Source organism: Stieleria sedimenti (assembly GCF_025060895.1).
Lineage (GTDB): Bacteria > Planctomycetota > Planctomycetia > Pirellulales > Pirellulaceae > Stieleria > Stieleria sedimenti.
Map to the genome: position 1 here is coordinate 12,756 of NZ_JANZKV010000228.1, position 15,598 is coordinate 28,353.

Here is a 15,598-nt window from a genome sequence, read left to right on the forward strand (position 1 = left end):
CGTTTGATTCAATCGCTCTCCGCCGAGGTTGCGATCTGATTGATTTGGCGAATCGTCTCGCTCATCACGCGACGATCGACGTCCTTCAAGGCAATGGCGGATTGCTGCGGATCGGCAAACCAAACCTCCTTGATGCACACGTGATCTCCATCACCGGGCGGGAAATCAAGTTCTGCGACACTGGTGACACCGGAATGCGGATGATGTTGAGCGTAGGTGAACGGGCTTTCGAACCGATCGGAACGCCAGCCCATTTTCAGCAGAATCGCATGGGTTTGGTCTTGCCGAAGTGCATAGTCGGCGAAACGCGTGATCGATGGTTTTGGGGACGCGAATTCGGCTTTGGTCGGCTGAAAGAGCTCACGCTCGACTTGCGGGATCGCTTGGACCCGATCGGCGAAAGCGTTTCGCCACGCTTTGAGGCTGCCGGCCTCGGCAAGATCCGAGACATGCGCAATTCGGAATGGAAGATCGCTATTCATTGGAAATTCGGTTCCGTCGACGTCGACCAGCACGAGACAATCGTTGTCCCATCGCGGCAATCCGATCTGTTGCCCGTGCATCAACAACAGCGATCGCAGTGGCGGACCGATCAGTCCGTCTTGCAGCAACCGTTGCAGTTCAGCGGCTTCGAAGGTTGCCCCCGTCACCATCGCTTGTTCGAGAGATCGCACCACTTGTCGGCTTTGAGTTTGCAATTCCTTTTGCAGTTTTTTTAGCTTCTGCACCTCCGGCTTCTTCCCAAGTTTGGCGGGAATCGATTTCTGCGATTTACCGGACTTGGTGACTTCGATGATCGGCTTGCCGTTGGCCTGGACAACCAACTTCATGAGGGTGTCAGCGATCTCCACCGGTGAGACGGCGTCGATGCGATCTTGAATATCGATCATGGCGAACCATTCCAGTCGTTCGGGGTCGTCCATCCCGGCTCGCAGTGCGAGTGTCGCTCTCGCTTGTCGATTGACGTCGATCGCTTGGTCGCGTTTGCTCGACTTCAGTCGATTGGCCGCGCGGCGGTGTTCCTGCAGAATCCTCATTCGCTCCGCCAGATCGCTTTCGCGCTGCTCACCGACGGCCACCGGAATCAGTGCGAGTGCCTGAACATCGATCCCATTCATCTCCGACTCAATCCGTCTGCGAAGCTCTTGCCGATCCGTATCGCCCCGCAGTGCTTCGGTGATCGTGCGAATCTGCGTGACGCGTTGCGGCGTCGCGATGGCGGGTAAACACGCTTCCAGTTCCAACCAATGCGCGGCACTTATTTCTCGCGATGCTCGCTCGAACCATTGGATATCGACGCAGTTGTCCGATTCCGAATCGACATCCGAGTGGTTGGACCTGAGTTTCAGCCAAGGCTTATACGCTTCGTCAGGCGACTCAGCGATTTGTTCCATCGTCGGAAACGAATCGCTGCCGCCCCGATTGAAATTGTGCCAGACGAAAAGCGCAGGTGTGTAAATCCAATCTTCGCCCGCCTGATGAAGCAACCATTCGACTGCCTCGAGAAGCCCGGTTCGCGACATCGATCGCCCGATCCACTGGGCCCATTGCGGCGCAGCGAGGGCGAGTTCCAGCAATCTCTGTTCATCCAGCCGCTTTTCCTTCAGCGCCTGTTTGACGACCGAATCGAACTGTTCCCAGGTCTCTCCGTAGCCCGGCATGGAATACGCGACCAGTTGCCGAAGGAGCACCGACGCCTTGGTCAACTCATTACGCTTTTGACGATTCCATCGTGACAATCTCTTTTTCCCCAAAGCTTGGAGCAATCGCATCAGACGCGCGGTACCGGGGTAAGAACGAATGCGTCCCGCCATTCGAATCGCATCGTCGGTTTCGTCTGACTTCTGAAACAGGGCCGTTGCGACGGTTTCGTCAATCAATTCGTTCAAGGCTGCATCGTATTCCGCTTCGCGTGGTTGCGCATGCTTTCGAATTCGCACGGAGTCTTCATCCACATCGGTCGCGTCTTGCAAGGGTTCACCGCCCATGCGTGACGTTCGCCATGTCTCTCGCAGATCGGCGACGGTTGCTTTTCCGGCACCGAACGCACTGGCGGTGATGTGCATCTGCGGCGGCAGACTCGGCACATCCTCGGCCGGCTTGTCGACAAAGCGAAGCAAATGCCAATATCGTTCCGCAACCTCGGGTGGAAAGCGGGTTTCGAATCCGACCAAGTAATCATTGATCAATCGATCCCAGCAATCGAGCGCGATCGGCAGTCCCGACGAATGGCGACTTCGGCATCGTGTCGCAAACGCGTCTGCATCCGCCCGCCAGACGCTTTCGGAAATCGATGCGAGGTAACCCTCGAAATAATCGAGCAACGTCTGCGCGCCGGCAGCATTCGCATTCTTGCTTGCAAGCCAACACACGACGCCGAAAACATGTTTCGCAACGTCGGATTGCAGAAGCGGATCATCCCACACAAACAAGTCGAGGTAAGGCTGGCGCTTTTCCGGAAAAATAAAGGCGGTCTTCCGAAACCGGTTCAAGTGCACAATGACAAAGATCTGTTCCAGCACCGTTGACTCACGGAGGGCAGATTGTTCTTCCGATTCGTACCAGGATTGCCAAACCTCAGCCAACGGGAAATCGTCGTTCAGTCTTGTCGACATGCGGTAACCCTTGGTCGCGGCGTGTTCGATTGGCAACTCAACCAAGCGACCGCTGCGGACCTCATTATCTTGCACCATCCTGATGCGAACGTCTTTTTGCTGTTCCACTAATTTCGTCAGTTGTTTGAACGTTTTCGAAATCTGTTGAAAGTCTAATTCAGGTTGATGGGAACAAGGCTTCTTCACCGGCGTGACTTGCGACGCGTCGGTTTGTCGATCGCTTTCGATCGTCTGCTTTGTCGGCGTTTCCTTTTTCTGTTGCGATTTCGCTTGGGAGAGAAGTCTGTTCGGAATCAATTTGCGAATCTTCCCGATACTGACCTTTTCATCTTTGGTCAGTTTTTTACGCGTTGACAGATCGGCCACACGTTGCACCGCCCATGCGGTGGATCGCGCGGCGTTGATCATTTCGGCGAGCATGACCTGACCGCCCAAGCGGATTTCTTTCTTGCGTTCTGAAAGTATCGCATCAACGATTTCATGCAAATCTTGCTCTGGGGCATTGGCGGCGATCAACGTTGCCGCATGAGGTTTGCTGTATTCGTTTTTGACTTCGAGGTAGGGTCGAAGCCAATCGAGGTCAGCCGGAGAAACTCCATCACGGACCACGGCGGCGATCAACAGACAAGCTTCTTCATCCGATTTGGAACGCTTGATAAACCCAATGGCCACTGCGCGATCCTCGGGACTTGTGATCGTGCACGATTTGAAGTGTTTTTCGTAGCCCCCCCAATCTCGATATTCACCCGCACGTGCAGCCGGGTAGTGCTCGATCAGTACGGAGAGTGGTAATCGATCTGCGACAGCGCCAATGATTGCGGCCAGTTTTGCTTGAGCCTCTTTCTTCGACTTGCTCTTGTCGTCCTCGCCAAGTTCCCCTCGGTGTTGCGATAGCCGCTGTTTCACGCGTTGGACCGTCTCTAACATGAGATGGCCATCTGTCGGCACCGGGTAATCATCCGGCCACCAGATGGCGAGGGAAGCGACGTTCAGATCTTCGTCGTCGAGTAGCGTCAACCAAAATCGCGAGACGGATTCATGCAGGGCTCGGGGAAAGTTGACTTGACGCAGGAGAGCGGCGATCAACATGCGACGGTCCGCATCGACATGTCCGAGAAGTTCTGACGCTTGCTCGGGTACTTCCGAGGCGTCGATCATCAATGCAGTTATCAATCGAACGTACTCTGCCTCGCTATCGACTGCCGCGGACTGCAAGTTCGACGTCGTTTCGCCGACCGCGCCTTCGAGCGTTAGCGTGAAAGGCTCTACCAAGACACAACGGGCTTCAGGATCGACATCGGCTAGTCGCAAGGCCAACCAGGAACCGATGCATTCGGCAATCGGTTTCTGATTCAGAAGTTGAGTTTCCGATGCGACCCGCAAGACCGCCGCAATCGCCGCCGGACCTCCATCGGTAGCACTGCGAACGATCGACTCAATTTGAGCCGCGTCTTCGCTACATCGAAGCAAATCGATCAGCAGGTCGTGCGAGCGATCTTGAATGCTGCCCCACAGTGCCCGATACACATAGACGCCAGCTTCTCCTACTGGGTGTTTTCCCCGCGCGATCAGAGCGAGTGTTTCGTAGACGTTTTCTCCGCTTGTGGATTCCGTCGCGATGACGCAACCCAAGAGCCGACCGACCACATCCTGCTCTCCAGTGGCGTTGTTCGCCAACCCGAACACCCGCAACATCAAATCAGCCGTGGTTTCACGGGTCAATCCGGCTCCATGAACGGCAAGCCATTCCGGGGTGACTAAGCCCGCGGGAAAACGGTAGACGACCTTGGCCAGTTCACACAACCAACCGAATCGCACTTTCAGCGTTGCCGAGTTCAATCGGGGGCATCGGGCGGGCGTCCCCTGCAGCATGGCATCAAATGGCAAGTGCCGGAGCGCCTGCCAAGCGTTTGCGACCTCCGCCCCCAACTCACCGAAGACTGCTGCAAAGACCGGCTTCAGGTCATCATCGCAGCGATCCCCCATCAGCCGCTGGATTTGCTCGAAATCGTACTTTTCTTCATCGTCGCCGCTGCCGCCGTTCTTGTCCAACACTTCCATTCCGGTTTGGATCAAGCATCCGGCGATCGATTTTAGCGCTGGATCGGAAATCTGCGAGGCGGATTGTTTTGCAGCCACAACACGGTCGCTTGTCGGGCCGGTGACTTGGTGCGTCAGAATCACTTTTTCGAGCGTACTCAACTTCCAACCTGGTGCCTTCTTCGACGTGTATTGAAACGCGACGTCCTGTGCAAGCTGGTCGACTGCTTCGCCAGGTACGCCGCGGAGAGTTCCCGTCGCAACCGCTAAAAAGGTGTCGACTTGGGAACATCCAGATTACGGTGGTTAGTAGAATAACGGTTCCGCGGTGAATTGTGGGGCAATCAGTGTTGGTGTGCAGGCTTCAGCCGCCCACTGTCGCTGCGTCGTAGCGACGGGAAATCGCTTAAAGGCTAAACACCAACGGTTGCAGTGAATGGGTCGATCCGTATTTCAGTTTCAGTTTTGACTTGAGTGATGAATGATGCGTTTTGCGATGACTCTTGCGGCTTTGTTATTTGTGTCATCAGTTCAGTCCGCCGAACAGGACAAAGCAAAATCTGCACTCGAGGCGATTGAGAGCAATCGTGGTGGTCGACATTGGGTCGAACAGGAAACGGCGCCGCCGAAGTCGCCGGCTGATTCGCTCAACGCGATTCAAATCGAACCGGGCTATGAAATCTCTCTGTTCGCGGCCGAGCCACTCGTTCGCGATCCCGTCGCAATCTGTTTCGACCGGCGAGGGGAGATGTACGTGGTCGAATACGGCGACTATCCGATCGGCCCCGAGGACGGTGGTGATCCGCTGTCAAAGATTGTGATGTTGGAAGACAGTGACGGTGACGGCCTTGCGGACCGCCGACATGTCTTCGCCGACAAATTGGATTTTGCCCACAGCATGATGGCCTACAAGGGAGGCTTGCTGGTCGGTGCGAAAACGAAAGTCTTGTTCCTCAAGGACACCGACGGAGACCACGTCGCCGATGTCCGTGAAACCCTGTTCGACGGTTTCACCCCCGCGCACCCCCAGATGCAAATCGGCAACCCACGCTGGGGAATCGAGAACTGGGTGTACTTGAATTACGGTCCCGGAAATGTGACTTCGAAAACCGATCCGGATTCAGCCGTCGCGCTGCCGCGGAAAGACTTTCGCTTCCATCCCCAGACGATGGAATTTGAAGCCGACAGCGGAATGGGACAGTTCGGCAACACGGTCGACCGTTGGGGGCATCGGTTTTATTGCACCAACCGAAACCCGATCATCACGACCTTTCTCGCCCCGAACGTCTTGGCGCGGAACCCGTTTCACATCGTCAGCGGCCCGTACTACGACGTCGCTCCTTCGGGCGGACAATCTCAAGTCTTCCCGCTCGTTGCGATGAAGAGCAACTATCTGTCTCACGCGGGCACCCATACCTCGGCATGCGGCACGACCGCGTACACGGGCGACCTGGGAGACGAATCGTTTCGCGACAGCGTGTTTGTTTGCGAACCGATCGGCCACTTGGTGACACGGTCGATCGTCGACACCGCTTCTCTGAAATTCACGGCGAAACGTGCGCAACAGAAAAGCGATTTTGTGGCCTCGACCGACACCTGGTTCCGGCCATCCAGCCTGGCCACCGGTCCCGACGGTGCGTTGTACCTGGCAGACATGTATCGCTTGTGGGTGGAACACCCAAAATTTCTGCCGCCGGAAATCGCGGCGAAGCTGGATTGGCGGGCCGGCGATGACCGCGGCAGGATTTATCGAATCGTTCCCGCCGGTTCGGTCCCACGGCCATTCACCCCGCCGGAGTCCGAATCCGATTTCGTTGACTTGCTCGCCGATGCTAACGGCTGGCGCCAGTTCCTCGGTCAACGGCTGTTGGTCGAGCAGCAAGCGACCGACCAGGCGGCTCGACTGCGCAGCCTGCTGACGTCGCAATCACCGACGACACGATTGCACGCCCTCTGGACGCTGGACGGGTTATCGACACTCAAACCATCCGACATCCAGCAGATGTGTTCCGACGCGAGCGTTCATTGCCGTGTCGCGGCGGCGACGTTGGCGGGCGCCATGACCGATGACGACGCCGTTCGGGACACTCTGATCTCGCTCGCGGGCGACTCCAGCCCCCGCGTCCGTTTTCAAGTCGCGTTGTCGCTCTCGGCCAACGATTCTCAACAGGCCACCGCAACGTTGACTCAACTGGCGCGACGTGATGGGCACGACGGCGCCTTTGCCGACGGATTACTGACATCTCTCCGGCAGCGCAGCGGTGCGGTGTTGGTCGGGTTGATCGCCGACGGTTCGTTTCGCGAGCAAGGGAACGCCGGCAAGTTGGATTTGGTTCGAAAACTGGCCGCGATCGTCGGCGCCCGTGGCGATCAGGCAGAATTGAAAACGGTTTTTGAGTTGCTCGGCAGCGACGGCGACGAAAATTGGTGGCGAGCCGCGGCGATCGCCGGGATCGGTGACGGGCTGCCGCGTTATCGTGGCGAGCGGGGGCGGATGACGTTGCCAAGTCTGATCGCGAAGCCGCCTGCAGAGCTGAGCGATTCCATCGTCGCACTCAAAGCGGTGTTTGATCGCAGCGGAGACATTGCGTTGGATCCCGAACAAGCCGTCGCGGATCGCGTCGCGGCGATCGAGTTGATGGCCTACCAACCCTTTGAAGCCGCTGCGGAAATGTTTGCGGAGTTGCTCTCGAGCGAGCAGCCGGTGCAAATCCAATCGGCCTGTCTGGAGGCGCTGCAACGCAGCGGCTCGGCAGGGGCTGCGCAGATCGTTTTGGATCGGTGGCCAGAGCTCGGACCGTCGGTCCGTGGCACCGCCATCGCGTTCTTGCTGCGTCGGACCGAATCCACTCGCATGACGCTTGACGCGATGAGCGAAGGGAAGATGAATCCGTCGGCGTTGAGTATCGACCAACGGGTGCGATTGCTCAAACACACCGATGGACCACTGCGAGACCAGGCGACAAAATTGTTTGGCGGAGTGGTTTCGCCGAACCGCCAGAAAGTGGCCAAGGATTATGAGAGCGCGTTGGCGATGACGGCCGACGCCGCGCACGGCAAACAAGTCTTCACGCGGGTCTGTGCCAGTTGTCACCGGATCAGTGGCGAGGGCCATGAGACGGGTCCCGATTTGACCGACGTCCGCAATCGTTCCAAACCCGCGCTGCTGTACGACATCTTGGATCCCAACGCAAAAGTCGAACCGCGTTTCACCTCGTATTCGATTTTGACGGCCGAGGGCTCGGTGTTCACGGGACTGATCGAATCAGAAACCAGCGAAGCGGTGATCTTGAAGATGGCGGAGGGCAAAACCAAAGCGATCGGCAGGGCCGAGATTGACCAAATGAAAGCGAGTGACGTGTCGTTGATGCCCGAGGGAATCGAGAAGGACATTACGCTGCAGCAGATGGCTGATTTGTTGGCGTACTTGAAGGACCGTTAGCAACATACGGAAAATAAGTGGGATAGGCTTCCAGGCTCGTCAATACTGAAATGACGAGCCTGGAAGCCTATCCCACTTGGCGGCTCAGGTAATTGGAGTTCACGTCGACGAATCGCAGGTTACGGTGCTTGGCTTTGCTGATGCCGATCCGTTTTGTCGCCCGGACGACGGGGGCACGCGGCATCGAATCGGTGAACACGCCCAACCGTTCGTCGCTGACCAGACATCGGCCATCGTCGTCGCGATCGATCTGTAACGCCTGGCACAACATTGCCGGACCGCGAGTCAACCGGCGGACATCGTCGTAACCCCGCAGGCGACGCATGACATCGAGGCCCCAAACCGGCTCGATCGCCCGGATCAAAACCGCGGCCCCCTGGTCAGCCGGTTGCGTGACCGCGTTCAAACAGTGTTTCGCATGAATCGGATAAACGTACAGCGTTCCCGGATCGGAAAACATCGACGCGTTGCTGGCCGTCTTTCCACGCGCCGAATGGCTGGCCGGATCGCCTTGATCCAGATACGCTTCTGTCTCGACGATCCAGCCGCCCAGCCATTGACCGTCGACGTGATGAAGCAGTGCTTTGCCGATCAGTTCTTTCGCCACGACCGCCGTCGGCCGGCCGTAAAACGCGGCGCCGAGGCAATCGGAGTGCAGCATTTTGGGGGGCGAGAAACGTTGGACCATTCAAGCAATCTGATGAAATGACGCTGTGAACTCTACAGGCCGTGAAACAATCTACACCGCTGGTTGGATTTTCCCCATTTGTCGACCGCCGATCAATGGCGGGTTTTTGCGTGTCGTCGATGACCGAATCGTGGAGATCGGGGCGCTGTCCGACGGCGATTACCGAAGCCAAGCTGTCGTTGATCTGGGCGACGTAGCGGTGCTTCCACGAATGGTCAATGCGCACACGCACATGGAGTTTTCCGATTGTCTGACCCCGATCGGCCGACCCGGGATCGGACTGGCCGACTGGATCGGCAGCGTGATCGCCGCTCGCGGTGTGGCAACGACGGACCAGCGTCAGGACTGCATCCGCGCCGGGATCGCCGAATCGGTTGCCGCCGGCGTGGGATTGATCGGGGATATCGCGACAACACCATCGGCCTACCCGGCCGACGCGGATGCGAGGATTGTTTCGTTTGCCGAAGTGCTTGGTTTGAGTGACGACCGGGCCGATGAGCGGTTTCGATCCGCACAGACGCACGCGGACACTTTGTCGGCGAACCCGTCGATTGACTTTGGCGTCAGCCCCCACGCCCCCTATTCAACGCCACCTGATTTGATTCGCCGCTGTGTCGATTTGGCCAAGCAGCACGGCGCAGCATTGGCGATGCACGTCGCCGAGTCGCCTGACGAGCGAACGTTGCTGCGGCAAGGCAGCGGGCCGTTTGCCGATACCCTCCGCGCCGCCGGTCTGTGGCCCGAGGGGCTTTTTCCTTGGGCCGGTTCGGAACCGCTGATCGAGTTGATCGGCTGGCTCGCCGAGGCACCGAGGGCCTTGTTGATTCACGGCAATGACTTTCAAAACGACGAAATCGAGCAACTTTCGCGGCATCGACACCTGAGCGTTGTCTACTGTCCGCGAACCCACCACTTTTTCGGTCACCCCCGACATGGCGTCCAAAAACTGCTCGACGCGGGAATCCGTGTCGCGATCGGCACGGATTCGCGGGCCAGCAATCCCGACCTGAGCGTTTGGAAGGAAGTGCAATTTCTGCTCCATCATCGCCCCGATCTCGATCCACACGCGGTGCTGGAAATGGCGACGCTTGCCGGATCGGATGCCTTGCTAGGCGCCGGGTCTCAATTTGGGAGAATCCAACCAGGGCGGATCCGTCACCAGCCGCCGGTTATGCTTCCCACGACCGCCAAACGCCTGAATCAGGTGTGGCGGGACTTCGCAGCCGGGGAATTGTCGTGCACGGGGTTGCCTGGGCGGGCATAATAGGTCCGAGTTTCAAGTTCCAAGTTTCAAGTTCCAAGTTTCAAGTTTCAAGTTCCAAGTTTCAAGTTTCAAGTTTCAAGTTTCAAGTTTCAAGTTTCAAGTTTCAAGTTTCAAGTTTCAAGTTCCAAGTTCCAAGTTCCAAGTTCCAAGTTCCAAGTTCCAAGTCCCAAGTCCGGTTTGTTGCTTTATGTATCTTCGTTTGGCTTCGCGATTCCTTTTCGAAACCGACAAGCGATTGCTTGCCAAAGCGGCGTGGACGCTTGGTGTGAAGGGACTTTGGAGTGTGCACAAGCACAAGCGGCGTCTGAAACGCGGCGAGTTCTTTCCGCCGTTTCTGTATCTGTCGGTGATCAACAGTTGTAATTTGCGTTGCCAGGGCTGTTGGGTGGATGTGGCGGCCAAACAACAGCGGATCGAACTGGATGCGGCGAACGAGACGATTCGGCAGGCCAAAGCGATGGGCAACAGCTTTTTCGGCATCCTGGGGGGTGAGCCCTTCATGCACAAGGATCTGCTCAAAATCTTTGAACAGAATCGCGACGTCTATTTTCAAGTGTTCACCAACGGCCACTTCATTACCGACGAGGTGGCTGCCGAATTGAAACGGCTGGGGAACGTCACGCCGCTGATCAGCGTCGAAGGATCGGAAATCATCAGCGACGAGCGACGTGGTCGTGCCGGCGTCTTGAATCAGACGATGGAGGGGCTGAAGACCGCCCTGAAGCACAACTTGTTGGTCGGCGTGTGCACGAGCGTTTGCAAGTCCAACATCGATGACCTTGTCAACGACGCCTGGGTCGATCGATTGATCGAGATGGGGGTGATGTATTGCTGGTTCCACATCTATCGACCGGTCGGTCCGGAAGCCAATGCCCAGCTGGCACTCAATAGTGACGAGCAGCGGCGTGTTCGACAGTTCGTCGTGGACACCCGCGCGACCAAGCCGATCATCGTCATCGACGCTTATCACGATGACGCCGGAAACGCCTTGTGTCCGGCTGCGACCGGGTTCACACACCACGTCGGCCCCTGGGGTGATCTCGAGCCCTGTCCGGTGATCCAACTGGCCACTGAATCGATCCACGACGACCGTCCGCTGGCCGAAACGTTCAACGAGTCACAGTTTCTCAAAGAGTTCCGATCGTTGACGGCCGAGCACACGCGCGGCTGCGTGATCATGGAGCGTCCCGACTTGCTGGTCGAATTGGCCGAAAAGCACGGCGCCCGCGACACCACCGCTCGGGGTGCCGTCATCGAAGAGCTGAAAAACATCACGCCGCGGCGGAGCCAGTTCCAACCCGGTGATGAGATCCCCGAACGGAGCTTTGTTTATCGCTGGGCCAAGAAGTACGCCTTCAACGATTTCGGAACCTACGCACGGCACTTCGACGCGGCCAAGTATCGCGACCCGGACAAAGACGCCCCGGATCGCGAACCGTCCAAGAGTGAGTTGCCGGTGCTGCAGTAGCAGGTCCGTCACGCTGTGCGTGACGGCGTAGGTCACGCTGTGCGTGACGGCGTAGGTCACGCTGTGCGTGACGATTGGCATGCACAGCATGCCCTACAGCTGGATCACCTGCTCTTCGTTGATCGTTTCGGCGTGGGACTCGCAACTTGCGGCCAATTCGATCTTGGCGTGCCAGCGGCCTTCGGCGTCACCGCGGACCAACCAGTGCGGCTGCACGCAAACGCTTTGGTGCACCAGTTCGAACCCCGCTTCACTTTGGCTGACCGTTTCGACGGGGAACGCCCAGATGCCGCTGGGGCGATCCAGCTTCAGCGACACGTCGATCCCCAGCCAGCGATCCGAAAGCGACAACTGCGAGGCGTGTTCCAAATCCAGCTTCTCGCCGAGCTGTCCGAGACGCTGGCCGTCTTCGTCGCTGAAATAGCGATCGTCGGCACCGGAGGGAAGCCCCGCAAAATTCATCTCGACCGCAAAGTGCAGATCCCGATCTCGCGGTAGATTTTCCAGCAGGTAGGTGATCTCCAAGGCATCGCTTCCCGTCACCATGGTGACGGCTTTGGTCAGCACGATCGGGATTCCCCAAGCGTTGCCTTCACGGCGCATTTGCACTTGGACACGATCGGCCCCCCGACGCAGTTTCGCCTCAAAGGGAAGCTCAACGAAATCGCCGCGTTCCATCGCTTCACCACGGGCGACCGATTCGAGATCCGTGTCGACGTCGTAGAAATGGTCCATCAAGCTTTTTCGCGGGTAGCGATCGTATTGCAATCGCTGGTCCAGATCGGCCTGCTTGAACACCACGCGGTCGTGGATGCTGGCGACGCTGTCGCCACCGGTGTTGGGTCCGGCGAGCACTTTCTGGTGGTAACTTTCCGAACGACGTTGCAGCGTGGCCAGCAGGTTGTGGCTAATCTCGCGCACATCCAACTCATAAATTCGACCGCCGCGTCCCGGAGCGACCCAGACGCAGAGCTTGTCATTGCTCAAACGGACTTCTTGCAGACCATCAAAGTCGTAGTCGTCGGCGGTCGCCTGGACCGCGCCGGACAGTTCACCGGTCAGTTTGCTGAGCAGATTGTCGGCCGTGATCAGGTGTTGATAGACGGCATTGCGGAGGTGCGGCAGATAGATCCCACCAAACGCTCCGTGCCAGTAGGGGCAATTGCATTGGCCGCGGTAGAGATGGTCGCGAATCACCGCCAATTGTCCGGCCTCGATGCCGGCCGATTCGGCATCAGCCAGACGACGGCTGACGTGCATCATCCGCGCGTACATCTCGTTGGTTTCTTCGTACTTCGATTTGAAGTTCCGCCAATACCCGCCGCGGACAAACGTTTTCAAATCGTTCCAACGCTCATGGGAATCCATCTCATGGGTCACCTCATCGAGCACCACTTGTGACTCGGTCGGCAGCGACCACTCGGTCATCTCGCGATAGCTGCAATCGGGCAAATAGATTTTCCCGACCGGTGCGGTGCGATTGATCGCCTCGCCGAGCGCCACGGTGTGCAACCACGGGGCATTTTCGGTCAGCGCGTTGAACAGCGATTTCAACCAGCCCTTGTCGTACACGTGTACTTTGGTATCGGGCCAGGTGCCGAATTTTTCGCCGTCGTCGCCGAAGGTCAGGACTGCGCCGGGAGCTCGCTCGGCCACGCTGCGACAATAATCGATCGTCGCCTGGACCGGTTGGAAGGGGATCGTGTAACGCAGATGTTCCGAACCGGGGAAGATACGCAGCAACCGCCCGTCGTCTTCGGTGATGAAGTAACCGGTCAATTGATTCTCATCGACTCCCGCGGCCCGGAAGTGATAATCGTCCAGCACGGTGTAGCGAATGCCCGCATCAGCGACATCACGCGTCAACGTCGATTCCCAAACCCGCTCCGGCGTCCACATCCCCGCCGGGGTGCTGCCCAAGTGCCGCTCCAGCCAGCGTCCGTACGCTTCGATTTGGCCGATCCGGTCGCGCGCCGGCAGCATCGTCAAGATCGGCTCGTATTGCGGACCACCGATGATCTCGATCCGTCCCGCTTCGACCAACAGACGCAGCCGATCGAGATACTCCGGATGACGCTCGGCCAACCACATCATCAACGGTCCCGACGTGTGCAGCGAAATCTGCAACTTGTCATAGGGCTCAAAGACATCCAAAAACGGTCGATAGCTATCTTGGTATGCCTGCTCAAACACGCCGTCAAAGTTTCCGATCGGCTGATGATTATGCAAAACCAAGCAAAGATGAACGTGAGCAGACATGTTCGCAGGAGTTAAAGTCGTGAATTGGTAGCAACGATTGACGACACCGTGCGTTGTCGCACAGCGTGACGGTTCAACCGGGTTGCCGGACGTGATTACTGAGCGAATTGTATGAAACGAGTGGACGTTTCCGAATGGCCACTCCGGACGGATCAGTCCGGTTGCACGAAATCGATCAGGCGTTGAAGCAAAAGGTTTCCCAGTTTGTACGTCTTCCCCTAATCGTTAACGGCGACCCACGGGTTGTATCGGCATGACTGTAGGGGTGAACAACAGTCAGAATCGGCAAATTTTCACAGCGATTCCTTTCGCTTGTCTCAACGCCTGGGGAAGGCGGAGGTCAGGAGAGGTCTGGAGCCGCGAGCGTGCGGGTGTCCTACCGCGTCAGCAGAACGTTGCGTGGATCATGCCGTCGGGCGATCTCGCGGTAACGCAGCGCGGCGGTTTCCGGCAACAGTGAATTGATCATGCAGTCACAGCTCCACTCGAATCCCGCGGTCTTGTTCAATCGCGGAAAGACATCGAGCGACCACTGGAAGGCTTCGGGCTGTTGGCCGCCGGGAGGGCAGGTGTGCAGCAGGTAATTGAATGCTTTGCCCGGGAAGGCTTCGTTGACCCAGCAGAGCACTCGCCACAGGAAACTGGACAATTGGTCCAACGACGTCTCGGTCATCAGATCAAAGTGGGGTTGATGTTCCACCGACGTCAATCGAATCATGCCACCGAAGCGGCTGGCGAATGGGCAGAACGCGACAAACGAATCGGTCCGGTCGATCACCCGACTTCGCTCGGCCAACTCGGCCCGCAACAAATCGCAGGCGAGCGTGCATCCGGTCCGTGCCCGATGGTGCTCGCATCGAAGCAGCGTGGTGCGGACATGGTGCGGCATCAGGCTGGTCGCGATCAGCTGGCTATGGCTGTGTCGCAGCGACGCACCGGCTTCGGGCCCGCAATTCTTGAACACACTGATGTAGTTGATTCCACGGACCTGTCGCCAATGGCGAATCCGGTCGCGAAAGGCCAGCAACGTCATGTAGACCATTGCGGGGTCATACTGCGTGATCGATTCGGCGTGCAGCGAGGATTCGACCACCACTTCGTGTCCGCCGACCACATCGGTGATCGGAAACAGGTTGTGCCGATCGACGTGGCCGCCTTTCTCGGCATCGCAGGGGCTGACGGCTGGAAATTTATTGGGCACGACACGCACGTCCCAATGCTCTTGTTCGCCCGGAACGACCTCGACCGCCGGCCCGGCAAAGCGGGTCGCCGCGCTATCCAGTGGCGCCGTTGCCTGGTCGCCCAATCTGGCCGACCAGACGGCTTCCGGCGTGCGGTTTTCGGCGCCGACGCAAAACGGACAGGCCGCATCGACCGTCGGAGGCTCGATGGCGGTCGCAGCGGAGGACAGCTTGGACGATTCGTAATCGTTGGGGCGTTGATCGCGTTTGGGCGCGAAAATCGTCCAGTCGCCGGTCAGCAAGTCTCGCCGCGTATGTGAAGTCGCGCTGCTGCCCCGATAGGACGCCGCCTCTTGACGGCTTTTGGTATCGGCATCCGAGTGTGCCAGTGAACGCATGACCGATCGCCGCGCCGGTCGTCCCGGCCACATCGCTTCGGTTTCGCCGGCCGACGCCAGTCGCGTGTCGGTATCGATGGTCCCGGGCTTCGCTTGATATCCTGAGACCGCTTCGCTTACTTGACGGGGCAGAGCCGACTCTGCCGAAACGATTTGCGGTTGTTGCTCAGAATCAGAAGACATGCGTCGCAGCAGGGTTAGGTTGGGATTGATGAGGATGCCTGAACACGGATGCTGCCACCC

7 protein-coding genes are annotated in these 15,598 nt (G+C 58.0%); 3 read left to right on the forward strand and 4 right to left on the reverse strand.

Annotated elements, in window-relative coordinates; all coding sequences use genetic code 11:
- Positions 1-8: 8 nt before the first annotated feature.
- The gene (locus NZK35_RS26940) at positions 9-4,817 is read right to left on the reverse strand and encodes a DUF4132 domain-containing protein (RefSeq protein ID WP_259635622.1); all 4,809 of its coding nucleotides are present in this window, start codon (positions 4,815-4,817) and stop codon (positions 9-11) included.
- A 319-nt stretch (positions 4,818-5,136) separates the two neighbouring features.
- Between NZK35_RS26940 and NZK35_RS26945 the strand changes: the two genes are divergently transcribed.
- Entirely contained in the window at positions 5,137-8,097 is a 2,961-nt protein-coding gene (locus NZK35_RS26945) for a PVC-type heme-binding CxxCH protein (RefSeq protein ID WP_259635623.1), read from the forward strand.
- A gap of 67 nt (positions 8,098-8,164) precedes the next feature.
- Here NZK35_RS26945 and NZK35_RS26950 read toward each other — a convergent pair whose 3' ends face one another.
- Complete coding sequence (locus NZK35_RS26950) at positions 8,165-8,785, reverse strand: DNA-3-methyladenine glycosylase (RefSeq protein WP_259635624.1); 621 nt, start codon at positions 8,783-8,785, stop codon at positions 8,165-8,167.
- 25 nt (positions 8,786-8,810) lie between these two features.
- Between NZK35_RS26950 and NZK35_RS26955 the strand changes: the two genes are divergently transcribed.
- Positions 8,811-10,049, forward strand: a complete 1,239-nt coding sequence (locus NZK35_RS26955; protein ID WP_259635625.1) for an amidohydrolase family protein — start codon at positions 8,811-8,813, stop codon at positions 10,047-10,049.
- A 187-nt stretch (positions 10,050-10,236) separates the two neighbouring features.
- Positions 10,237-11,517 carry a radical SAM protein gene (locus NZK35_RS26960; protein ID WP_259635626.1) on the forward strand — a complete coding sequence of 427 codons (1,281 nt, stop codon included), beginning with the start codon at positions 10,237-10,239 and terminating at the stop codon, positions 11,515-11,517.
- Between the two features lie 93 nt (positions 11,518-11,610).
- Here NZK35_RS26960 and NZK35_RS26965 read toward each other — a convergent pair whose 3' ends face one another.
- Both NZK35_RS26965 and NZK35_RS26970 read right to left on the reverse strand, forming a co-directional pair.
- Positions 11,611-13,776, reverse strand: a complete 2,166-nt coding sequence (locus NZK35_RS26965; RefSeq protein ID WP_259635627.1) for an alpha-amylase/4-alpha-glucanotransferase domain-containing protein — start codon at positions 13,774-13,776, stop codon at positions 11,611-11,613.
- A 376-nt stretch (positions 13,777-14,152) separates the two neighbouring features.
- Complete coding sequence (locus NZK35_RS26970) at positions 14,153-15,538, reverse strand: galactose-1-phosphate uridylyltransferase (protein WP_259635628.1); 1,386 nt, start codon at positions 15,536-15,538, stop codon at positions 14,153-14,155.
- Between the last annotated feature and the right edge of the window lie 60 nt (positions 15,539-15,598).